The following is a 16,555-nucleotide window of genomic DNA, read 5'->3' as shown; positions in this document are numbered from 1 at the left end:
CTAGGGCTTAATCCACGAAACACTGTTCCAATTTATTTTATTACCTTCGCTTCGCGATCGCTTGAATTTGCGGGTTAAGGGCGATCGCTCCTTTAGGTAGGAACCGCCATTCCTTTTGCAACAGCAGGACGCGCCTGAACGACTTCAAACCAGCGCTTTAAGTGGGGATGAGTGTCTAAGGTCAATCCTTGAAAGTCATAGGTGGCAACCCAAGGATAGGTGGCAATGTCTACGATGGAGTAGTCTCCACAGATAAATTCTTGGGTGGATAATTGTTTATCTAACACGCCATAAAGCCGCAGGGTTTCTTTTTCATAGCGATCGATCGCGTAGGAAATTTTTTCTGGCGCAAACTTCTTAAAGTGGTTTAACTGTCCAAACATCGGTCCCACGCCTGCCATCTGAAACATCAGCCATTCCAGAACTTGATAGCGCTTTTTAGGCTCCGTTGGCATCAGCTTTCCGGTTTTTTCGGCAAGGTAAATCAAGATCGCGCCCGATTCAAACATTGTGATGCCCGTTTCGAGATCGGCGATCGCTGGAATTTTGCTATTGGGATTGATCGCAATAAACTCCGGCGTGAATTGGTCGCCTTTGGTTATATCGATTTTGTGAACGGTGTAGGGCAGTTCTACCTCTTCTAGTGGGTCATTTGCTACGGTTGCTGCCATTCTCTAAAGGCTCGAAAATGATGACATTCTAGCGTGAGGTGAGGCTATGACTCGTCATCAAAAACATCCCCTTCGGAGTCTCACTCCAGAAGAGCAGCAATATTTAGAAAAAGTGAGTCGGTCGCAAAGTGAAAGCGCCAGTCGAGTTACCCGCGCCAAACTATTACTGGCGGTAGCAGAGGGTTGCGATTACACGGATGCAGCTCGAAGAGTCGGACGACGCTCTGGAGATGCAGTTGCCCAATTAGTGGCACGGTTCAACCAAGAAGGGATTACAGCACTGAACTTCCGACATGGAGGAGGCCCTGAAGTTGTGTATGGGAGTGAACAACGCTCCAAAATCCTTCAGGCAGTGCAACGCAAACCGGAACGACTAACCGATGGAACGGCAACCTGGAGCTTGAGTACTCTACAGCGGAGCATTCGAGAGCAGGAACCAGAGTTATCGCGGGTGAGTACCTACACCTTACACAAGGTGTTGAAAGAGTCAGGATGGAGTTGGCAGAAGAACCGGAGTTGGTGTGAAACCGGGAAAGTGGTGCGAAAACGAAAATCGGGAGTGGTGACAGTGGTAGACCCGGATGGTGAAGCAAAAAAGCATTAATTGAGCAAGCCTATACCGTCGCAGAGGCAATGGGATTAGCCGTTTGGTGTGAAGATGAAGCAGGTCCGTTTACCACGGTTCCTTACCCAGGCGAGAGTTGGCAACCCCAGGAACATCCAGCAACTTATTCGCATGAGTATGTCAAAGATGGGACTGCCAAGCTGTTAACACTCTTTCATCCCAGGGACGGGAAAGTCCGAGTCAAAGGGGTACAAAGCTGTACCAATCAGGTATTACATCCTTGGTTGAAACAAGAATTAGCAGAGATTGTCCAATCTCTACCTGCCCCGATTGCTGCAACGAGTGCAACGGATACGCGTTTATTATGGCAACGATGGCGCGAAAATCTGAGCATCAAATTTACATTGCCCCAACCACTGCCGCCCTTAAGAATGCTGTTAATTTGCGACAATCTGGCAGGACATAAAACACCTGAGTTTGTCCTCTGGCTATGCGCTCATGGCATCTTACCCCTTTACACTCCTTTGGGCGGAAGTTGGCTCAATATGGCAGAATCCATCCAACGGATTTTGAAACGACGAGCCTTATCTGGGCAACATCCCCAAACCCCTCAGCAAATTATGGATTGGTTTGAAGCAGTTGCTCAAGCTTGGAATCAGCATCCAACTCCCTTTGAGTGGAGTGGCAAACGGTCTGCGCGACGACAGAGAGCACGAATCCGACGGCAGCATCAGTTGGGTGGTTCAGGTGCTTGTACGGCTTCCCCAATTTCTAGAAATCGTCCCTCTAAATATGGCAATACTCATGCCAAATGACCCACTAGCATGATGGAGGCTTTGCGACCGTTGGGTGTAGTGAACGTATAAAGGTCAATCATCAGAATACCCGGTAGGAATACAACAAGCATTGAAAGGCTTGATGGCAGTCTAGCGCGATCGCTTGGAACACGCTGACCTCGTGAAACGCACTCCTGATCCCAGCGATCGCCGAGGAACCCTGATTCAGTTGACGGATAAAGGTTTTAATCTGATTGAAAAAGCGGTCGAGGCTCATGTTGCCAATGAACATACCCTTCTTAGCGTTTTAGACGAGGCAGACCGTAAAACTCTTACTCAATTGCTGAGTAAGCTTTTAATTTCATTTGAGAAGTAGCGATTGAGTATTGTTCAAGTCCAAATACAGAGTTGAAAAAACAAGTAACAAAATCTGCTACGAATTAAATTGAAGCTAGCTGCTAACCACAATGCTTGCTAACTTCAGGTTTAATCGTTCGTTGACGGCGACATAATTAAGACTTGTAATCTTCACAATCAGCCGCCATGTCTCGCGATCTCGCCCGTCACTCACCACCATAATAAGTTAGCCAGATGATGCAGCGGTTCTTTTCGAGACGATGAAGCCGAACGCACAAACCTGTAGTTGGTGTTCAAGCCGTGATTTGAAAGTAAAAGTATTAGATTCAGTGGGGAGATGATTGATTCATTTGTTGTCCGAATAAAACACTCATCAACACGATCGCCATTCCAAGCAGTTGAATTGGGGTCAAGGTTTGATGGAGGAAAATAAATCCAATCAGGGTTGCGATGACAGGACTCATCAATCCTAGAGACGAAACAGCCGAAGCTTTAAGTTTATCAATCCCTCGAAACCAAAGCGCGTAAGCCAGTCCAGTGCCAACTATCCCTAGATAAACAAAGCCCAACAAGTTAGTCGTTGAGATTTGCGTGATGGGTTCTTCAAACGTTAGGGCGATAGGCAGCAGAACGATGCCGCCGACTGCTAACTGCCATGCTGTAAAGACCAGTAGAGGAACTGGGCGTTTCCACCGCTTGCCTAGCACGGTTCCTAGACCCATTGTTGCGGCTCCAGAGATCGCAGCAGCAATGCCAACACTATCAAGGCGCGCCGCCGGACTCAAAACCAGCAATCCAACCCCAATCAAGCCTGCGATCGCTGCCACAATCGATAGCTTGGACGGTTTTTCGTGCAAGATGATCCAAGAAAACCAGACGACTAATAAAGGTTGGATTGAGCCTGCGGTTGCTGCAACACCTCCCGGAAGGCGATAAGCAGCGATAAATAATAGTGCTTGAAAGAGACCGATATTAAGACTGCCTAAGAGCAAAATCCGCCACCACCAAACTCCTTTTGGCAGTTGTCTTAACCAGGCTGTTAGCAAAATACCAATCGGCAGCGATCGCAAAGAAGCCACTAATAGGGGATGATTCGGCGGCAAGAGTTCAGTTGCCACAAAATACGTCGTGCCCCAAATCATCGGCGCTAGAGCCGTCAGCAAAATATCCGACAGGCGAACAGAAGTAGTTTTCACAGCTTTTATCTTGATGTTAAGATACTCGTCGTCGAGATTCTAGCATTTATCTTGATGTTAAGATGGTTGACATAAAGATTTTTAAGATAAGTGGCATTTGAATGAAAGCCGATCCGGTCGATGCAATTTTGGCGCAATGGCAGAGCGTGCGCCCTGACTTAGATATCTCACCCATGGGCATCATAGGTAGGATGACGCGACTCGCTAAGCATTTGGAACGAGCGATTCAAAAAACCTTTTCAGACTTTGGCTTGAATGTTGGGGAATTTGATGTGTTGGCAACATTGCGCCGTTCGGGTCAGCCGTACCAACTTTCGCCGACCGAGCTATTTAACACGATGATGGTTTCATCCGGTACGATGACGCATCGGATTGATCGCCTAGAACACGCTGACCTGGTGAAACGCATTCCTGATCCCAGAGATCGCCGAGGAACCCTAATTCAGTTGACGGATAAAGGTTTTAATCTGATTGAAAAAGCGGTCGAGGCTCATGTTGCCAATGAACATAACCTCCTTAGCGGTTTAGACGAAGCAGAACGTGAAGCACTTACTCACTTGTTGAGTAAGCTTTTAATTTCATTTGAGAAGTAGCGATTGATATTGTTTGAGTCCGATACAGAGTTGAAAAAACAAATGACAGAATCTGCTACGAATTAAATTGAAGCTAGCGGCGAATCACACTGCTTTCTAACTTCAGGTTTAATCACTCGTTGACTACGACATAATTAAGACTTGTAATCTTCACAATCAGCCGCCATGTCCCGCGATCGCGCCCAAGCCCCATCTGACCCGCAAACCACCTTAGAAGAGATTCGTGCTACTCGCCTTGCAAAGGTGGAACAGTTGCAGCAAGCAGGGTTAACGCCCTATGCCTACCGCTGGGAATCGACCCACCATGCCGCAGAGTTGCAAGCGAACTATGCCGACCTGCCCAATGGCGAAGAGGCAGAGGTGGAAGTAGCGATCGCAGGGCGGATTATGGCAAAGCGCGTTTTTGGCAAACTGGCGTTTTTCACGTTGCAAGACGAAACGGGCACGATTCAGCTTTATCTAGAAAAAAGTCGGATTCAAGAGACGATGGCGGCGAAGGACGAAAGCGCTTTTGACCATCTGAAGCAGTTGACCGATGCAGGCGACATTATTGGTGTGACGGGCAGCATCAAGCGCACCGAAAAAGGCGAACTGTCAGTCTATGTGCGGGAATACGCCATGCTGACCAAATCCCTGTTGCCCTTGCCGGATAAGTGGCACGGCTTAACCGATGTTGCTAAGCGTTACCGTCAGCGCTATGTGGATTTGATCGTCAATCCTGAAGTGCGGGAAACCTTTCGGCGACGGGCGTTGATCACTGCCTCCATGCGCCGTTATCTCGATCAGCAGGGCTTCATTGAGATCGAAACGCCTGTGCTGCAAACTGAAGCCGGGGGAGCAGAAGCGCGTCCATTCATCACCTATCACAACACGCTGGATATGAGCCTGTACCTCCGGATCGCCACGGAGCTACACCTGAAGCGGCTGATTGTGGGTGGCTTTGAGAAGGTGTTTGAACTGGGGCGCGTGTTTCGGAATGAAGGCATTTCTACCCGCCACAATCCCGAATTCACGACGCTGGAGGTCTATCAGGCATACGCCGATTACAACGACATGATGACGCTGACCGAGGCGATCGTCACGACTGCTGCTCAGGATGTCTTGGGCACTTTGAAAATCACCTATCAAGATGAACCCGTGGATCTAACTCCGCCTTGGCGCAGGGTAACCATGCATGAGGCGGTGAAGGAAAAAACCGGGATTGACTTTGCAGCGTTTACTAGCCTGGAAGAGGCTAAAGCTGCGGTAACTCAAGCAAAATTGCACAGTGTAGACAAGGCAGAATCTATTGGCGCTTTGCTGAATCAGGCATTTGAACAAACGGTGGAAGAAACTCTGATTCAGCCGACCTTTGTGATAGATTATCCGGTGGAAATTTCGCCTCTGGCAAAACCGCATCGCTCTAAGCCCAGTCTGGTAGAACGGTTTGAACTGTTTATGGTGGGGCGCGAAACGGCAAATAGCTTCTCGGAGTTGACCGATCCGGTAGATCAATTACAGCGTTTGCAAGCCCAAGCCGATCGCAAAGAGGCGGGTGATTTAGAAGCCCACAGCGTCGATGAAGATTTTGTGACCGCCCTGGAATATGGAATGCCGCCCACAGGAGGCTTAGGCATCGGCATCGATCGCCTGGTCATGCTCCTCACCGACTGCGCCAGTATCCGCGACGCGATTGCGTTTCCCCTGCTCAAGCCCGAAAAAGCTGAAGAAGCATAAGTGGCGTTGCTGAATGTAGGGATAAATCGCTAAATACAGCAACACTCTCAATTACAGTCGCGATCGCAGAGGCAAATCTTGGACTGTGCCAGCACTGGTTCTGCAATTTCTGGGCAGTTAAATCAGCAGGCGCGATTGCCCTATCTGCTTACTTTGCTGTCCCCGGCTTGTAGTATTGCTTTTTCTAGCACTTCTGCATGAATCAGGGCGCGATCGACGAGAAATTGAATTTGGTCAAGCGACAGCGGTTCACCATTAACGTAGTGTTCTAGCCAGGTTTGGCAGATGGCGTTAGGGTCGGTGGGAATGTTAGCGAGTTCCCATCCGGGTAGATCGAGATCCTTCATTAATTGGCTGACTTTCGGATCATAGCTGAGGGCAAAGCAGCGACACTCAGAAGCCGCCGCCATAATCAGCCCATGAAACCGCATGGCGATCGCCATTTCTACGCCGCGAAATAAGCCTTTTAGCTGCTGGGGATCTTCTAACATCAGCACTTTTGAACCCGGAATTTGAGGCTGAAGGGTTTCAGCGATCGCTAAATCCTGCGATCGCTGAAACGGCACCAATAAAATACAGGCTTGGGTTGCTTTCTGAAACAAGATTAGGGCTTGGGTCAGGGCTGCCAGACGCTCTGGAGTGAGTTGAGGATGAACGCGCAGATTGACCGCCACTCTGGGAGCAGGCAAATCCCACAATCCTTGAACGGGGCTACCGGTCATCGCCCAAACGGGATCGGGTGCCAGCGTAAAGGGAATGCCCCACTTAGAAACCCAGCTAGCAGACTGACTATCGCGCACACTGACTGCCGTACAGCGGGAAAAAGTTTGTTGCGCCAGCCATTGGGTCCTAGGGCGGTGGAGCGGTCCAATCCCCTGTGCCCACGCGATCGTGATCAAGCCCATGCGCTGGGCTAACTGCATCAGCCCCGTGTAGTAAAGCGGGCTGAGAGCGCTGGTGGCATCTTGGATCAGACTGCCGCCACCCCAAACGAATACCTGAGACTGACGGAGAGCGTTGAAAACCGCGATCGCGTTGTTTCGATCAATCGCCTCGACCCCAAAGCGATCGCGCGTTTGGCTAGGATTACCCGACAGCACCAGCGGCGTGACCGTCTTGGGCAATCGTTGTAACAAGGATGCTAGAAGCGCCTCATCCCCGCCGTTGCCTTTGCCATAGTAGCCACATAAAACCGCTTGTATTCCCATAAAAGTAAGTAATAAGTTGGGGTCGCGTAGCGTTTCCGCAGACAATATTTTAAGTTTTGAGTGAGATTTCCCTTCTTCTCTGGAAGGGAATAGATCCCCTACTTAAACTATCCTGAAGATAGCCCCCAGCGATCGCATTGCCCTGAATCCATTTCTATGAACGCATTATCAATTCCCACCTGGATTATTCATATTTCAAGTGTTGTTGAGTGGATTGTTGCCATTTGGTTGATTTGGACGTATGGCGAAGTGACTAATAATCCGGCTTGGAAAGCGCTTTCGTTTGGGATGTTGCCTGCTTTGGTAAGTGCGATGTGTGCCTGCACTTGGCACTTTTTTGATAATTCGCCATCGCTCACTTGGCTAGTTACCCTGCAAGCGGCAATGACCGTTTTAGGAAATGTGACCGTTATGCTAGCAGCCTGGTGGATTTGGCAAAGCGCTCGAACTAAGGTAGATAGCTAGTAGTTCATGATTGGGGTGTGTATTAAAAGAGTGGGGTATCTATGAAAGATTGGATGTTGCCAACGCTGGGAGCGATGATTTTTTGGGGGTTCTGGGGGTTTTTACCAAAAATCACAACAACCTATCTTAATCCTCGAAGTGCCATTGTTTATGAGGTTCTTGGCGCGATTGTGTTGGCGATCGCGATGCTGATTTCCCTCAACTTCCAGCCCCAAGTTCACCCGATTGGCATTGGCTTAGCCATGACCACCGGAATGCTAGGGTTTGCTGGTGCATTTTGCTTTCTCAGCGCCGTGCTGACCGGTCCCGTCACTCTGGTTGCCACCATTTCCGCCTTATATCCCACGGTGAGTATTTTTCTCGCGATCGCCTTCCTCCATGAAACTATCACCCTCCAGCAAGGAATCGGCATCGCGCTGGCAATAGTAGCCATGATCCTAGTGGCAGCATAAAGAATGTGTGAATGCCGAGGGGCGATGTGCGCATGAGAATACAAAATCTAGAACTGATCATTCGCCACTGGCATGTTGCTTCAGTTCCTCTAGGCTGACGTGTTTCAATGCAGCGGCGTGGGTTGATGCCAAAATTATGGGCGGTGCAACTCCATCGTCTAGGGCTTCTTTCCAGCGGGAGGCGCACAAACACCAGCGATCGCCCGGTTTCAAGCCAGGAAAGCCATAGGCAGGCATGGGCGTTGATAGGTCATTCCCTTGGGCTTTGGTGTAGGTCAGAAACTCTGCCGTGACTTGGGCGCATACTACATGCACCCCCACATCGCCGTCGCCGGTGGTGCAGTATCCATCGCGGTAATAGCCCGTCATAGGCGAGGTACAGCAAAGTTCTAGCGGTTCCCCTAATACGTTCTTGGCGTTGGTCATGATGGTTACGGAGGTAGGGACTAATGACAGAATGTTAAGAGCATACTACAAGTTTTTTGAGAAGGCAGAGACAGTCATTCCAGCCTGACGTAATCGTTCTAGCAAAACATCGCCTAATCCGGTTGCTGGAGTAAGGATGCCTCCCCTCGCTTGCCCTCCCGGTAGTTCGTCGGGTTGAAGTGCCAGACCCAAGGCAGACTCGCACAAGAATTTGACTGTCGCTCGATTGCCGGGATCTCCTTGGTCGCGAATAAGCCCCCGCACTTTGCGTCCGTCAATAGCGGTGCCCACCAGTTCACAGGAAAACCAGCCTTCGTTCATGGTTTGCTCAGAAGGTCCGCTACCGGGTTGGGGCAGCAAGGGTTGCAGCAGTCCGCGTCCCTGAGGCTGTTGTAGAATCCCCATAAATAGCGCAAGTCCTGTGGTGGCACCTGTTGCCTTCAACCATGCCAGTGGTTCGTCAAACTTGAGATATTCCTGATAGGTGAAGTCCGATCCATAGGGTTCCTGCCACTCCTGATACAGGGCACTGCTGCGGCGGACGATGCGGGTATTCACAACTCCCATAAAAAAGGGCGCAACCCAAGTGTTGAGGTCGGCATCAAACAATGGGGCTTGCGGATCACGGGTGCGATCGCCTTCGGCGTGAGGCTGAGATGTAGAGGGATTTAGCAGAAAGGGTTGATTCATCTGGGTTCCCCCCGGCGTATCGTAGAGATTAAATGCCGATGCCAGCGTGCCACCGTTAAAGCCGCCAATAGCCTGAAAATAGGCATTTACCTGTTTGCAAGCCACACCCAGTTCCCGTTGTAGGTGACGAACGACCAGGTAAGTCCCTAAATCGGAGGGCACCGAATCGAAACCACAGCAGGGAATGATGCGGGTGCCGTCGTTGGCTGCTTGAGTGTGATAGAGATCGATTAAAGTTCTGACCCAAGGCGTTTCTCCAGTAATGTCTACGTAATGAGTTTTGAAGCGAACGCAGGCATCAACTAGGGCATTGCCATAAAGGGCAAAGGGTCCGGCGGTAGTGAGTAATACTTGGGTTTGAGAGGCGATCGCGTCGATCGCCTGCTGATCCTGACTATCCGCAACCAGCACATCCACGGCAACCCCAATTTCATCCCGAATGGCTTCTAGTTTCTGACGGTTGCGCCCCGCGATCGCCCATCGCACCTGCCCCGGGGAAGTATGGTTAGCAAAGTACTGCACGGTTTGTTTACCGACAAAACCACTGGCACCATAAAGGACAACATCATAGGCACGATCAGACATGGTGAAAGCACTCCTGACGACGGGTTACACTGGCAACTTTACTCTTTTCAAAGTAGAAGTCGCCACGCGATCGCTGTTAAGAAGAATTTGCCTGAAAAGAAATGGAGCTAAGCGGATTCGAACCGCTGACCTTCTCAATGCCATTGAGACGCGCTACCAACTGTGCTATAGCCCCTTGTGCATCAATTATAATGCCTTGAGACGGGAAGAAACGTCAACCTGTTAAATTTACTTTTCACTAAACTTTTCACCGACCTTAACTTATGACTGACAATTCCCACGAGGATGCTTCATCCACTCCCGATAAAGCTGAGATCAACGCCTCAGAACTATTTCTCAATCTTCGTCGCAAGCAGGGAAGTTGGGTCGAATGGGGGCAAGCCTGCCAAGCGCTGCAAAAAGCGGGTTATGACGGTCAAACCATTTTTGAAGAGACGGGATTTGAACCGATTCAACAAAACCAGGTGATTGTGGGCGCTCAGGTGTATGCCACGATTATGGCGGTGGGCGTGTCTGAGGAAACCAAGGCGCTGTTCGATCGCAAGGGCAGCGACATTTTATATGAGCTACGAATCTTAACCCAGTCTGAACGAGCCGCAACTGCGGATTTAGTTCAAGAAAAGGGCTTGGATATTGATGAAGCGAAGGATGTGGTCAAAGCGGTCAAAGATTTTTCTCGGTTGGGTGCAATTCCTGAAGGATTTAGCCAGCATCCAGGGGATGTGGTCGCCTATCAATCTTGGAAGCAGGCACGCCAAAAAGCTGATTTACAAGAGCGATCGCGATTGATTGCAAAAGGGTTGCGCTTTGCCCATAGCGAACCTGCCCGCCAGCAAATCGAAAAACTTCTCACCGATTTCGCCGTGGTGTCAGCCAAGTCAGAGCCGATGTTGCCGCTTTATCGGTTGGAAGAGGACGAATTCCTGCCCCGAATCATTCCAGTTGTGGGCAAGTTTCCCCTCACCAAAACCGATCTTCAAGCGGTTCCTCTAGTCGAAGAAAACGACTCCTTCGGCATGGTGCAGTTTTCCGGAACAGGGGCTTGGGTTGCGGTGCCCGGTTGGCAGGTGATTCGACTAGCAGAAGACCCGGTTGCTGTTTTGGAAGTCAGCGATCGCCTTCCTACCACGCTTCCGGGTAGAGCCGAAGAAGTGTTAATCATCGTCGATCGCGCTCAGCGCACTTGGAATGCCAACAGCTACTTTTTAATCGAAGAAGCCAATCAACTCCACATTCGTTGGTTTACTGAAGCGCCAGAAGCCGCCATTTTAGGGCAAATCGTGTTGATTATGCGTCCCAAAAAGGTGTTGGACAACGAGTACACCAAAGATCCCTGGCAAATGGAAGAATAGCCGGGTGGAGAACTGTCTCCGGCTTGGCTTATTTTTGGCACTGATAAAGCTGATAGGGTACGCCAAGACGGTGATAGTGGGCTGGATCGAGGGTGCAAGCATGGGGAGTGCCTGCGCGATCGCGGATTGAAAGCTGCGGTTTAAAGTCACGGCGTTTCAATCCTGGACTGATCACCCACAAATTCAGCGGTAATGTCAACGGCTGTTTTAATTGGGCAAGATCAGACCAAACTTGATCGTATCCATTGGTTTGGGCAAGGAGTGCAAAGTGCGTGCGTGAGGAACTTTCGGTTGAATGCTCTTGGTGTTGCAGGTTCAGGGCAAAACTGAGTCCCAAGGCAATATCTTGAAAGTCTTGATAGGCATTCACTACTAAGCGATTTTTGGTTGGCTCAACAGATAAGTTCTGTGCCACTAGATTAGGATTGTAGGGTTTTTGAAAGACCAAATCCTGTACGACAAAGATGCTGCTTAAGAGTGATACCAATAAGACGATCGCGATTGCTTGGGGACTTTTAGATCCTAGAAAAGTCAATTTTTTTGATTGATTACGGATGGGCGATCGCTGGCTTAAACAGGCTCCAATTAATGCACATACCGCTGGAAAGTAGATGAAATTGTAGCGCGGCACTTGGGTGAGATCGGTGCCCATCAAATAGGCGATCGCCAAAAACTCCAGCACCACTACCAGTATGAATGTGACAAGCATCCAAGCTCCCAAATGAGACGGCGGCGATCGCCACAGTTGCCGCAACCCTACTCTGATTTGCCAAATGAGCCAGCCCACAAAAATTAGCGTCAGCAACCCCCAAAAACCGACGATCCACAGTGGTTGTTGCTCCACCGGAAATGCCACCACCATCAAGATCCAGCCGAGCGGAAGCTGATATAAAGGTGCAATCACATGCTGCCAGCCAGGAGCATAAGGCTTCATCCAATCGATTTCTGGACGACGCATATGGCTCAAAAACGTGGGTAGCCAAGGCAAGTAGGTCAGGCAAACCACGAAGATAGGAATTAAGCAAAGGGCAGACAATTTAGCGGTGGTGAGAGGGAAGACATCGGGGAAAATGGAATAGCCCGGTACGCCTTTCTCTGTTTCTCTGAAATCTCTATCCTTAATAATCTTTCTGCGATCGCCGCTTGTAAACGACAGAGCATTCTGGGGTTGTTGCCAGTTAGCGGTTGCAGACTCGGAATTCATTGCCAACTGGCTTGCCGCTTTGTGGGACTGAGCGATTTTGTGAGCGCCTAAAACTAGCGTCACACTTTGAGCAAAAAAGGCGAGTAAAAAGAAGTAGTGAACATAGAACCCAATGCTATTGGTGGCAATCCAACCCAACCAAATGGGGAGCCTAATCTGCTGTCTTTGCAGATCGACGAGCATGGCATACAACCCCGTTAACGCCAAAATCACTAGCAGCATGGGCAAGGTATAGTGACGAGCTTCTTGGGATAGATAGACGGCAAACGGCGACACTGCCATCAGAGCCGCGCCCACGAGTCCCGCTTTGGCAGAAAAGGCGATGCGATTAAGTAGATAAAGAGCCGCGATCGCCCCAACCCCAAACAACGCCGGCAGCGATCGCAGTTTCCATACCCAGTTTATGGAAATCTCATTGACCCACCTCAGCCATTGGTGCATCCCACAAAAAAACAGCGGCGGATGCACCGATTGCACGGATACCGTTTCGCTAATCTGCGCGCAGGTTGCCTGGGAATTTAGGGTGAAAACCTGCTCAAACGCTGATACTGGCAGCGCTTCTCCCACTGGCACATCCTGATAAGTATGCCCTAGGCTAAACACTGCTGTGATCACTTCATCCATCCACAGCGGCTTAAAATCTAGATTCCAAAACCGCAGCACCGCCCCCAGCAGCAAAATGCCAGTCAGTAACCAGTAGTGTCGAGAACTTTTCATGGTGATATTCAACCATACTCAAGTTCTTCTTGGGAGAGAATAATTGCTAGGGAGGAGAGGGGCGAGAGGCATTTGAGTAAAACCGCTACAGCACCCCAAACTCCGAACTCCGAACTCCAAACTCCGAACTCCGAACTCCAAACTCATCTCTCACTCACCGGACGAGCAACCAGTCCAGGATAGGGTTCTAAGGCAAACTCGTGATCGGGATTGCTGAGTAAATAGCGATCGCACACCGATCGCAGGTCAGAGTCGGTTTGTGTCCGGCGCATGTCGCGGAGGAAAGCACCTGCTGCATCCACACTTTGAGCAATGTAGTTGAGGTACATCTTGAGATAGCTTACCCGCGATCGCTCTGGGATTGTGGACGCAGTCGTCGTTTGGCGCAATCGCTCAATGTAATCGTGAACTTCAGCCAGCGTGACGATAGATACAGGTTCCGCCGTGAGGATTTGGCGAATCTGCTTGAAAATCCAGGGATTGCGGATGGCAGCGCGACCTACCATCACCCCGGCGGCTCTAGTCTGAGCGAGGATGGCGGCGGCAGATTGAGCAGAGGTGACATTGCCATTGGCTAAAACTGGGCAATTGACCCGTTGAACCGCGTGGGCAATCAGGTCGTAATGCACGGCACCCCGATACATTTCTTTGACCGTCCGACCATGCAAGCTGAGGAGATCAATCTGGTGCCGATTGATCAGGTCAAGGATGCGATCGAAGTGGTCGGTATTATCAAAGCCGATTCGCATTTTGACGCTCAAGCGTCCATCAACGGACTGTCTCAACTCACCCAAAATTCGGTTCACCTGTTCAGGATCGCGCAACAATCCGCCGCCCACATTTTTACGATAAATTCTGGGGGCAGGGCAGCCCATATTCAAGTCGATGCCTGCGATCGGGTAATGACTGAGGGTTTGGGCAATTCGCACCAAGTCGGGGATGCTCTCGCCAATCATCTGGGCAAAAATGGGGCGATCGCTAGTGTTTTCAGTAATTGATCGCAGAATTTTTTTGTCTAGGGTGGAAGTCGGGTGAACCCGAAAATACTCCGTAAAAAAGTAATCGGGACTACCGTAACTGGCAATCACATTCATGAAAAACAAATCGGTCACATCTTGCATCGGGGCAAGCGCAGTTAAGGCAAGCCCTGAACAGATGGGAGCAGGCAGGCGATCGCACAGTGACAGGGTTGTAGTCATATAGATTGCCGCTTAGAGCGTCGCTTTGATTTTTTACCCGGTGGCGTTTGATGCGCCCCAAAATATTTTTCACTGCGATACCGTAACCAAACGCGCAGCACTTGAGGAATTTGATCTTTTTGTTCTTTAGTCAGCGTGTTGTATAGTTCCAACGCGCGATCGCGTTCTGCACGGCAGGCAGCATTATTGTGAGCATCCCAATAGCTGCGAGCAACGCGGATTCTCCGACATACTTCCTTGATTAAATCTGCTTCTGTCACAGGCTTTCCTTGGTTTGCCATTTTTCTCATTGATCTAATTCAGGTATAGCAAGAAGATCCGTCCGTAATGGCGTTTTGTTGGAGTGTATCCACACCCGAACCACTGAATTCAACGAAACAGTGGACAATTTCATACTACAAGTGTAGTCTGTGAATAGTCTTTGTAATACAAGAAACTACAAGCTTCTCATGATACGTCAATCCTCTCTAGCCTTACATCATGCCATGCCATGCCGACCCCATCTGGGTTTAGGTAAGGCAATCCTATTGTCAAGATTTGAGATGGATTGTGGCGACCAATATAGTGGCGACAAATATATCAGTGGAAGCAATGGGACAGCGTTTGTCCAGTGGCTCAATCGGTTTCAACAAATTCAGAGCGGCAGGTGCAGGGCAATCCTGTCACCAACCTAGGGCAAAGCATCATCCCCTTTCCCAATCCCCCGCTTCTGTGACCAGAGGTGGGGGTTCTTTTTTGAGGAGTGAATTTTATGCAAACTCATCAGCCACGAATACTACAAAACCAGGTGGTGGTGTTTTCTAAGAACTATCTGCCCTTGGCACGAATCAACATTAAGCGGGCGATCGCGCTGTTGGTCACGGGTCAGGCAGAATCCCTGGAATTTAGCAGTACACAACAGTGGGAAGTGCGATCGCCCAGCATCGTACTACAAGTTACCGAGCATATTCGCCTCACCAGTGGCAACCCAGGACGGCATTGGAAAGTGCCACCTGTCAACCGTCGGGAGGTCTTCCGCCGCGATAACCATACCTGCCAATACTGCGGCAGCACCAAGCATCTAACGCTGGATCATGTCATCCCTCGTTCAAAAAATGGATCACACAGTTGGGATAACGTGGTCACGGCTTGCGAAAAATGCAACTCAAAGAAAGGCGATCGCCTGCTGCATGAAATTGGCATGGTGCTACAAAGCAAGCCAAAAGCACCCATCCATCCGGCTGTTGCCTTCGCAGACCAGTTCTGGAAAGAGCAACAAAGCAGCGTTGAACCCTAGGCATCCAGCTTCAGTTCTCCATCTCCAAAAAAAGTTGTAGTACCCCCTTGACACCCCGTAATACATATACTACATTTGTAGCATGAGATGAAACACAAAGGAGCCAATCCAATGGGTACTCGGTCAATCGAGCGAGTCAGTCATCTACCGAAGTCTTTAGAGTTCCCAAAAACTCCCAAACCAAAGGCTTTTGCCCGACTTGACAATGATCCATCCAATCAGAAAACCCAATTTCTGAACACAACTAACCACAATCAGGCACTTCGCCACCTCAGGCAAACCTATCACCTGGAACGGCGCACATTTCTCTAGCAGATTTCTTTAACAGATTTCTCTACCAGATTTCTTTAACTTTGGCTGACATCAAGCCACCCTGAACCTTGAAAACTGAATTGCCATTTGATTTCTAGGAAGCAAGAACTAGAGGAGGGAAGCAGGCATTTTACCGATGTCCTATTCTCTAGCTCTTTCCTTCCTCTCTTTTTGGGGGTGTAGCTTAGCTGGTTCAAAGCGATCGCCTGTCGAGCGAAAGATCGTGGGTTCAAATCCCATCATCCCCGTGTAGCCCTGTGGAGAAGCGAGAGCAATCCTTGTCACGGCTACTCACTCTGTCCGAGTTGCCAAGTGGGAAGGCGTTGGTCTGCAAAACCAACCAGCGTGGGTTCGATTGCCACCTCGGACTCCAATTATTGCAGTGTCACCTAACGGCTAAGGTACTCGGCTCATATCCGAGGCTATGCGAGTTCAACTCTCGCCACTGCAACCAAGCAGAGATGGTGTAACGGCAGCATCGGGGTCTCCAAAGCCTTTGGTTCGGATACCGCTTCGCGGAAGCAAGCTACAAATCCTGATCTCTGCGTTCTACGGTGTGACCTAATCCAAGAAGCTTACAAACTGGTAAAAACTGATTTTCCCATCAGTCTTATAGGTTCGAGTCCTATACCCTGTTCGCAGGTTAAAAGCAGCTTCTTAAACTTGCACATTGTAGATACTTTCAAACCTTGGTGCCGTAGGCAAATTGGTAAAGCCACAGGACTTTCAATCTTGTGTTTGCGGGTTCAACTCCCGTCGGCACTGCCTGACTAATCAGTTTTGAGTTCTGAGTTT

At 49.7% G+C, this 16,555-nt stretch carries 19 protein-coding genes and 5 tRNA genes; 14 read left to right on the top strand and 10 right to left on the bottom strand.

Annotated elements, in window-relative coordinates:
• Positions 1-92: 92 nt before the first annotated feature.
• The gene (locus tag AC1S5B_RS03970) at positions 93-671 is read right to left on the bottom strand and encodes a glutathione S-transferase family protein (protein ID WP_482034406.1); all 579 of its coding nucleotides are present in this window, start codon (positions 669-671) and stop codon (positions 93-95) included.
• 46 nt (positions 672-717) lie between these two features.
• On the opposite strand from AC1S5B_RS03970, the gene AC1S5B_RS03965 reads away from it, so the two are divergent.
• From AC1S5B_RS03965 to AC1S5B_RS03955, 3 genes are all read left to right on the top strand, one after another.
• Positions 718-1,275, top strand: a complete 558-nt coding sequence (locus tag AC1S5B_RS03965) for a helix-turn-helix domain-containing protein (RefSeq protein ID WP_482033699.1) — start codon at positions 718-720, stop codon at positions 1,273-1,275.
• Positions 1,276-1,304: 29 nt separating this feature from the next.
• Positions 1,305-2,051 (top strand): transposase, encoded by a 747-nt coding sequence (locus AC1S5B_RS03960; RefSeq protein ID WP_482033698.1) that lies wholly within the window; start codon positions 1,305-1,307, stop codon positions 2,049-2,051.
• Positions 2,052-2,175: 124 nt separating this feature from the next.
• Positions 2,176-2,388 (top strand): MarR family winged helix-turn-helix transcriptional regulator, encoded by a 213-nt coding sequence (locus AC1S5B_RS03955; RefSeq protein ID WP_482034405.1) that lies wholly within the window; start codon positions 2,176-2,178, stop codon positions 2,386-2,388.
• Between the two features lie 75 nt (positions 2,389-2,463).
• Here the strand turns inward: AC1S5B_RS03955 and AC1S5B_RS03950 are convergent, their stop codons facing one another.
• Together AC1S5B_RS03950 and AC1S5B_RS03945 are read right to left on the bottom strand one after the other, a co-directional pair.
• Entirely contained in the window at positions 2,464-2,589 is a 126-nt protein-coding gene (locus AC1S5B_RS03950) for a hypothetical protein (RefSeq protein ID WP_482034404.1), read from the bottom strand.
• 106 nt (positions 2,590-2,695) lie between these two features.
• Positions 2,696-3,565: an EamA family transporter gene (locus AC1S5B_RS03945; protein WP_482034403.1), complete on the bottom strand. Its 870-nt coding sequence runs from the start codon at positions 3,563-3,565 to the stop codon at positions 2,696-2,698.
• Between the two features lie 101 nt (positions 3,566-3,666).
• Here AC1S5B_RS03945 and AC1S5B_RS03940 point away from each other — a divergent pair, with 101 nt between their 5' ends.
• Both AC1S5B_RS03940 and lysS read left to right on the top strand, forming a co-directional pair.
• Entirely contained in the window at positions 3,667-4,158 is a 492-nt protein-coding gene (locus tag AC1S5B_RS03940) for a MarR family winged helix-turn-helix transcriptional regulator (protein WP_482034402.1), read from the top strand.
• Positions 4,159-4,323: 165 nt separating this feature from the next.
• On the top strand, positions 4,324-5,874 hold the full coding sequence (gene lysS / locus AC1S5B_RS03935) for a lysine--tRNA ligase (RefSeq protein WP_482034401.1): 1,551 nt from the start codon (positions 4,324-4,326) through the stop codon (positions 5,872-5,874).
• Between the two features lie 140 nt (positions 5,875-6,014).
• Here lysS and csaB read toward each other — a convergent pair whose 3' ends face one another.
• A complete protein-coding gene (gene csaB, locus AC1S5B_RS03930; RefSeq protein WP_482034400.1) occupies positions 6,015-7,127 on the bottom strand; it encodes a polysaccharide pyruvyl transferase CsaB in 1,113 nt (370 codons plus the stop codon).
• 111 nt (positions 7,128-7,238) lie between these two features.
• On the opposite strand from csaB, the gene AC1S5B_RS03925 reads away from it, so the two are divergent.
• A complete protein-coding gene (locus tag AC1S5B_RS03925) occupies positions 7,239-7,547 on the top strand; it encodes a DUF2499 domain-containing protein (RefSeq protein WP_482034399.1) in 309 nt (102 codons plus the stop codon).
• A gap of 41 nt (positions 7,548-7,588) precedes the next feature.
• Entirely contained in the window at positions 7,589-7,999 is a 411-nt protein-coding gene (locus AC1S5B_RS03920; protein ID WP_482034398.1) for an EamA family transporter, read from the top strand.
• A 57-nt stretch (positions 8,000-8,056) separates the two neighbouring features.
• On the opposite strand, the gene AC1S5B_RS03915 is transcribed toward AC1S5B_RS03920, so the two are convergent.
• The 3 genes from AC1S5B_RS03915 to AC1S5B_RS03905 form a co-directional block, all read right to left on the bottom strand.
• On the bottom strand, positions 8,057-8,425 hold the full coding sequence (locus AC1S5B_RS03915; protein WP_482034397.1) for a DUF2237 family protein: 369 nt from the start codon (positions 8,423-8,425) through the stop codon (positions 8,057-8,059).
• A 45-nt stretch (positions 8,426-8,470) separates the two neighbouring features.
• Positions 8,471-9,700 (bottom strand): saccharopine dehydrogenase family protein, encoded by a 1,230-nt coding sequence (locus tag AC1S5B_RS03910; RefSeq protein ID WP_482034396.1) that lies wholly within the window; start codon positions 9,698-9,700, stop codon positions 8,471-8,473.
• A 102-nt stretch (positions 9,701-9,802) separates the two neighbouring features.
• Positions 9,803-9,875 (bottom strand) — tRNA-Ala (locus AC1S5B_RS03905).
• An 88-nt stretch (positions 9,876-9,963) separates the two neighbouring features.
• Here AC1S5B_RS03905 and AC1S5B_RS03900 point away from each other — a divergent pair.
• Positions 9,964-11,052 (top strand): RuBisCO accumulation factor 1, encoded by a 1,089-nt coding sequence (locus tag AC1S5B_RS03900; protein WP_482034395.1) that lies wholly within the window; start codon positions 9,964-9,966, stop codon positions 11,050-11,052.
• Between the two features lie 28 nt (positions 11,053-11,080).
• On the opposite strand, the gene AC1S5B_RS03895 is transcribed toward AC1S5B_RS03900, so the two are convergent.
• The 3 genes from AC1S5B_RS03895 to AC1S5B_RS03885 form a co-directional block, all read right to left on the bottom strand.
• Positions 11,081-12,973 carry a glycosyltransferase family 39 protein gene (locus AC1S5B_RS03895; protein WP_482034394.1) on the bottom strand — a complete coding sequence of 631 codons (1,893 nt, stop codon included), beginning with the start codon at positions 12,971-12,973 and terminating at the stop codon, positions 11,081-11,083.
• Positions 12,974-13,116: 143 nt separating this feature from the next.
• A complete protein-coding gene (locus AC1S5B_RS03890; RefSeq protein ID WP_482034393.1) occupies positions 13,117-14,172 on the bottom strand; it encodes a tRNA dihydrouridine synthase in 1,056 nt (351 codons plus the stop codon).
• Positions 14,169-14,453, bottom strand: a complete 285-nt coding sequence (locus AC1S5B_RS03885; RefSeq protein WP_482034392.1) for a Precorrin-3B methylase — start codon at positions 14,451-14,453, stop codon at positions 14,169-14,171. Before AC1S5B_RS03885 ends, AC1S5B_RS03890 begins: the two co-directional genes overlap by 4 nt.
• Positions 14,454-14,923: 470 nt before the next feature.
• Between AC1S5B_RS03885 and AC1S5B_RS03880 the strand changes: the two genes are divergently transcribed.
• The 6 genes from AC1S5B_RS03880 (at position 14,924) to AC1S5B_RS03855 (ending at position 16,525) form a co-directional block, all read left to right on the top strand.
• Positions 14,924-15,448: an HNH endonuclease gene (locus tag AC1S5B_RS03880; RefSeq protein WP_482034391.1), complete on the top strand. Its 525-nt coding sequence runs from the start codon at positions 14,924-14,926 to the stop codon at positions 15,446-15,448.
• Between the two features lie 111 nt (positions 15,449-15,559).
• Entirely contained in the window at positions 15,560-15,760 is a 201-nt protein-coding gene (locus AC1S5B_RS03875; RefSeq protein ID WP_482034390.1) for a hypothetical protein, read from the top strand.
• A gap of 173 nt (positions 15,761-15,933) precedes the next feature.
• Positions 15,934-16,008 (top strand) — tRNA-Asp (locus AC1S5B_RS03870).
• A 50-nt stretch (positions 16,009-16,058) separates the two neighbouring features.
• Positions 16,059-16,133, top strand: a tRNA-Cys gene (locus tag AC1S5B_RS03865).
• A gap of 5 nt (positions 16,134-16,138) precedes the next feature.
• Positions 16,139-16,214: transfer RNA gene (locus AC1S5B_RS03860), tRNA-Met, on the top strand.
• A gap of 237 nt (positions 16,215-16,451) precedes the next feature.
• Positions 16,452-16,525 (top strand) — tRNA-Glu (locus tag AC1S5B_RS03855).
• Positions 16,526-16,555: the final 30 nt, after the last annotated feature.

It is taken from the genome of Leptolyngbya sp. CALU 1928 (assembly GCF_056784215.1).
This window is presented reverse-complemented; position numbering and strand designations above follow the sequence as displayed.

Bases quoted from the DNA above. Each gene is read 5' to 3' on its own strand.
- AC1S5B_RS03970 (WP_482034406.1), bottom strand. From the start codon at position 671: ATGGCAGCAACCGTAGCAAATGACCCACTAGAAGAGGTAGAACTGCCC.
- AC1S5B_RS03965 (WP_482033699.1), top strand. From the start codon at position 718: ATGACTCGTCATCAAAAACATCCCCTTCGGAGTCTCACTCCAGAAGAG.
- AC1S5B_RS03960 (WP_482033698.1), top strand. From the start codon at position 1,305: ATGGGATTAGCCGTTTGGTGTGAAGATGAAGCAGGTCCGTTTACCACG.
- AC1S5B_RS03950 (WP_482034404.1), bottom strand. From the start codon at position 2,589: ATGGTGGTGAGTGACGGGCGAGATCGCGAGACATGGCGGCTGATTGTG.
- AC1S5B_RS03940 (WP_482034402.1), top strand. From the start codon at position 3,667: ATGAAAGCCGATCCGGTCGATGCAATTTTGGCGCAATGGCAGAGCGTG.
- lysS (WP_482034401.1), top strand. From the start codon at position 4,324: ATGTCCCGCGATCGCGCCCAAGCCCCATCTGACCCGCAAACCACCTTA.
- AC1S5B_RS03925 (WP_482034399.1), top strand. From the start codon at position 7,239: ATGAACGCATTATCAATTCCCACCTGGATTATTCATATTTCAAGTGTT.
- AC1S5B_RS03920 (WP_482034398.1), top strand. From the start codon at position 7,589: ATGAAAGATTGGATGTTGCCAACGCTGGGAGCGATGATTTTTTGGGGG.
- AC1S5B_RS03915 (WP_482034397.1), bottom strand. From the start codon at position 8,425: ATGACCAACGCCAAGAACGTATTAGGGGAACCGCTAGAACTTTGCTGT.
- AC1S5B_RS03910 (WP_482034396.1), bottom strand. From the start codon at position 9,700: ATGTCTGATCGTGCCTATGATGTTGTCCTTTATGGTGCCAGTGGTTTT.
- AC1S5B_RS03900 (WP_482034395.1), top strand. From the start codon at position 9,964: ATGACTGACAATTCCCACGAGGATGCTTCATCCACTCCCGATAAAGCT.
- AC1S5B_RS03895 (WP_482034394.1), bottom strand. From the start codon at position 12,973: ATGAAAAGTTCTCGACACTACTGGTTACTGACTGGCATTTTGCTGCTG.
- AC1S5B_RS03890 (WP_482034393.1), bottom strand. From the start codon at position 14,172: ATGACTACAACCCTGTCACTGTGCGATCGCCTGCCTGCTCCCATCTGT.
- AC1S5B_RS03885 (WP_482034392.1), bottom strand. From the start codon at position 14,453: ATGGCAAACCAAGGAAAGCCTGTGACAGAAGCAGATTTAATCAAGGAA.
- AC1S5B_RS03880 (WP_482034391.1), top strand. From the start codon at position 14,924: ATGCAAACTCATCAGCCACGAATACTACAAAACCAGGTGGTGGTGTTT.
- AC1S5B_RS03875 (WP_482034390.1), top strand. From the start codon at position 15,560: ATGGGTACTCGGTCAATCGAGCGAGTCAGTCATCTACCGAAGTCTTTA.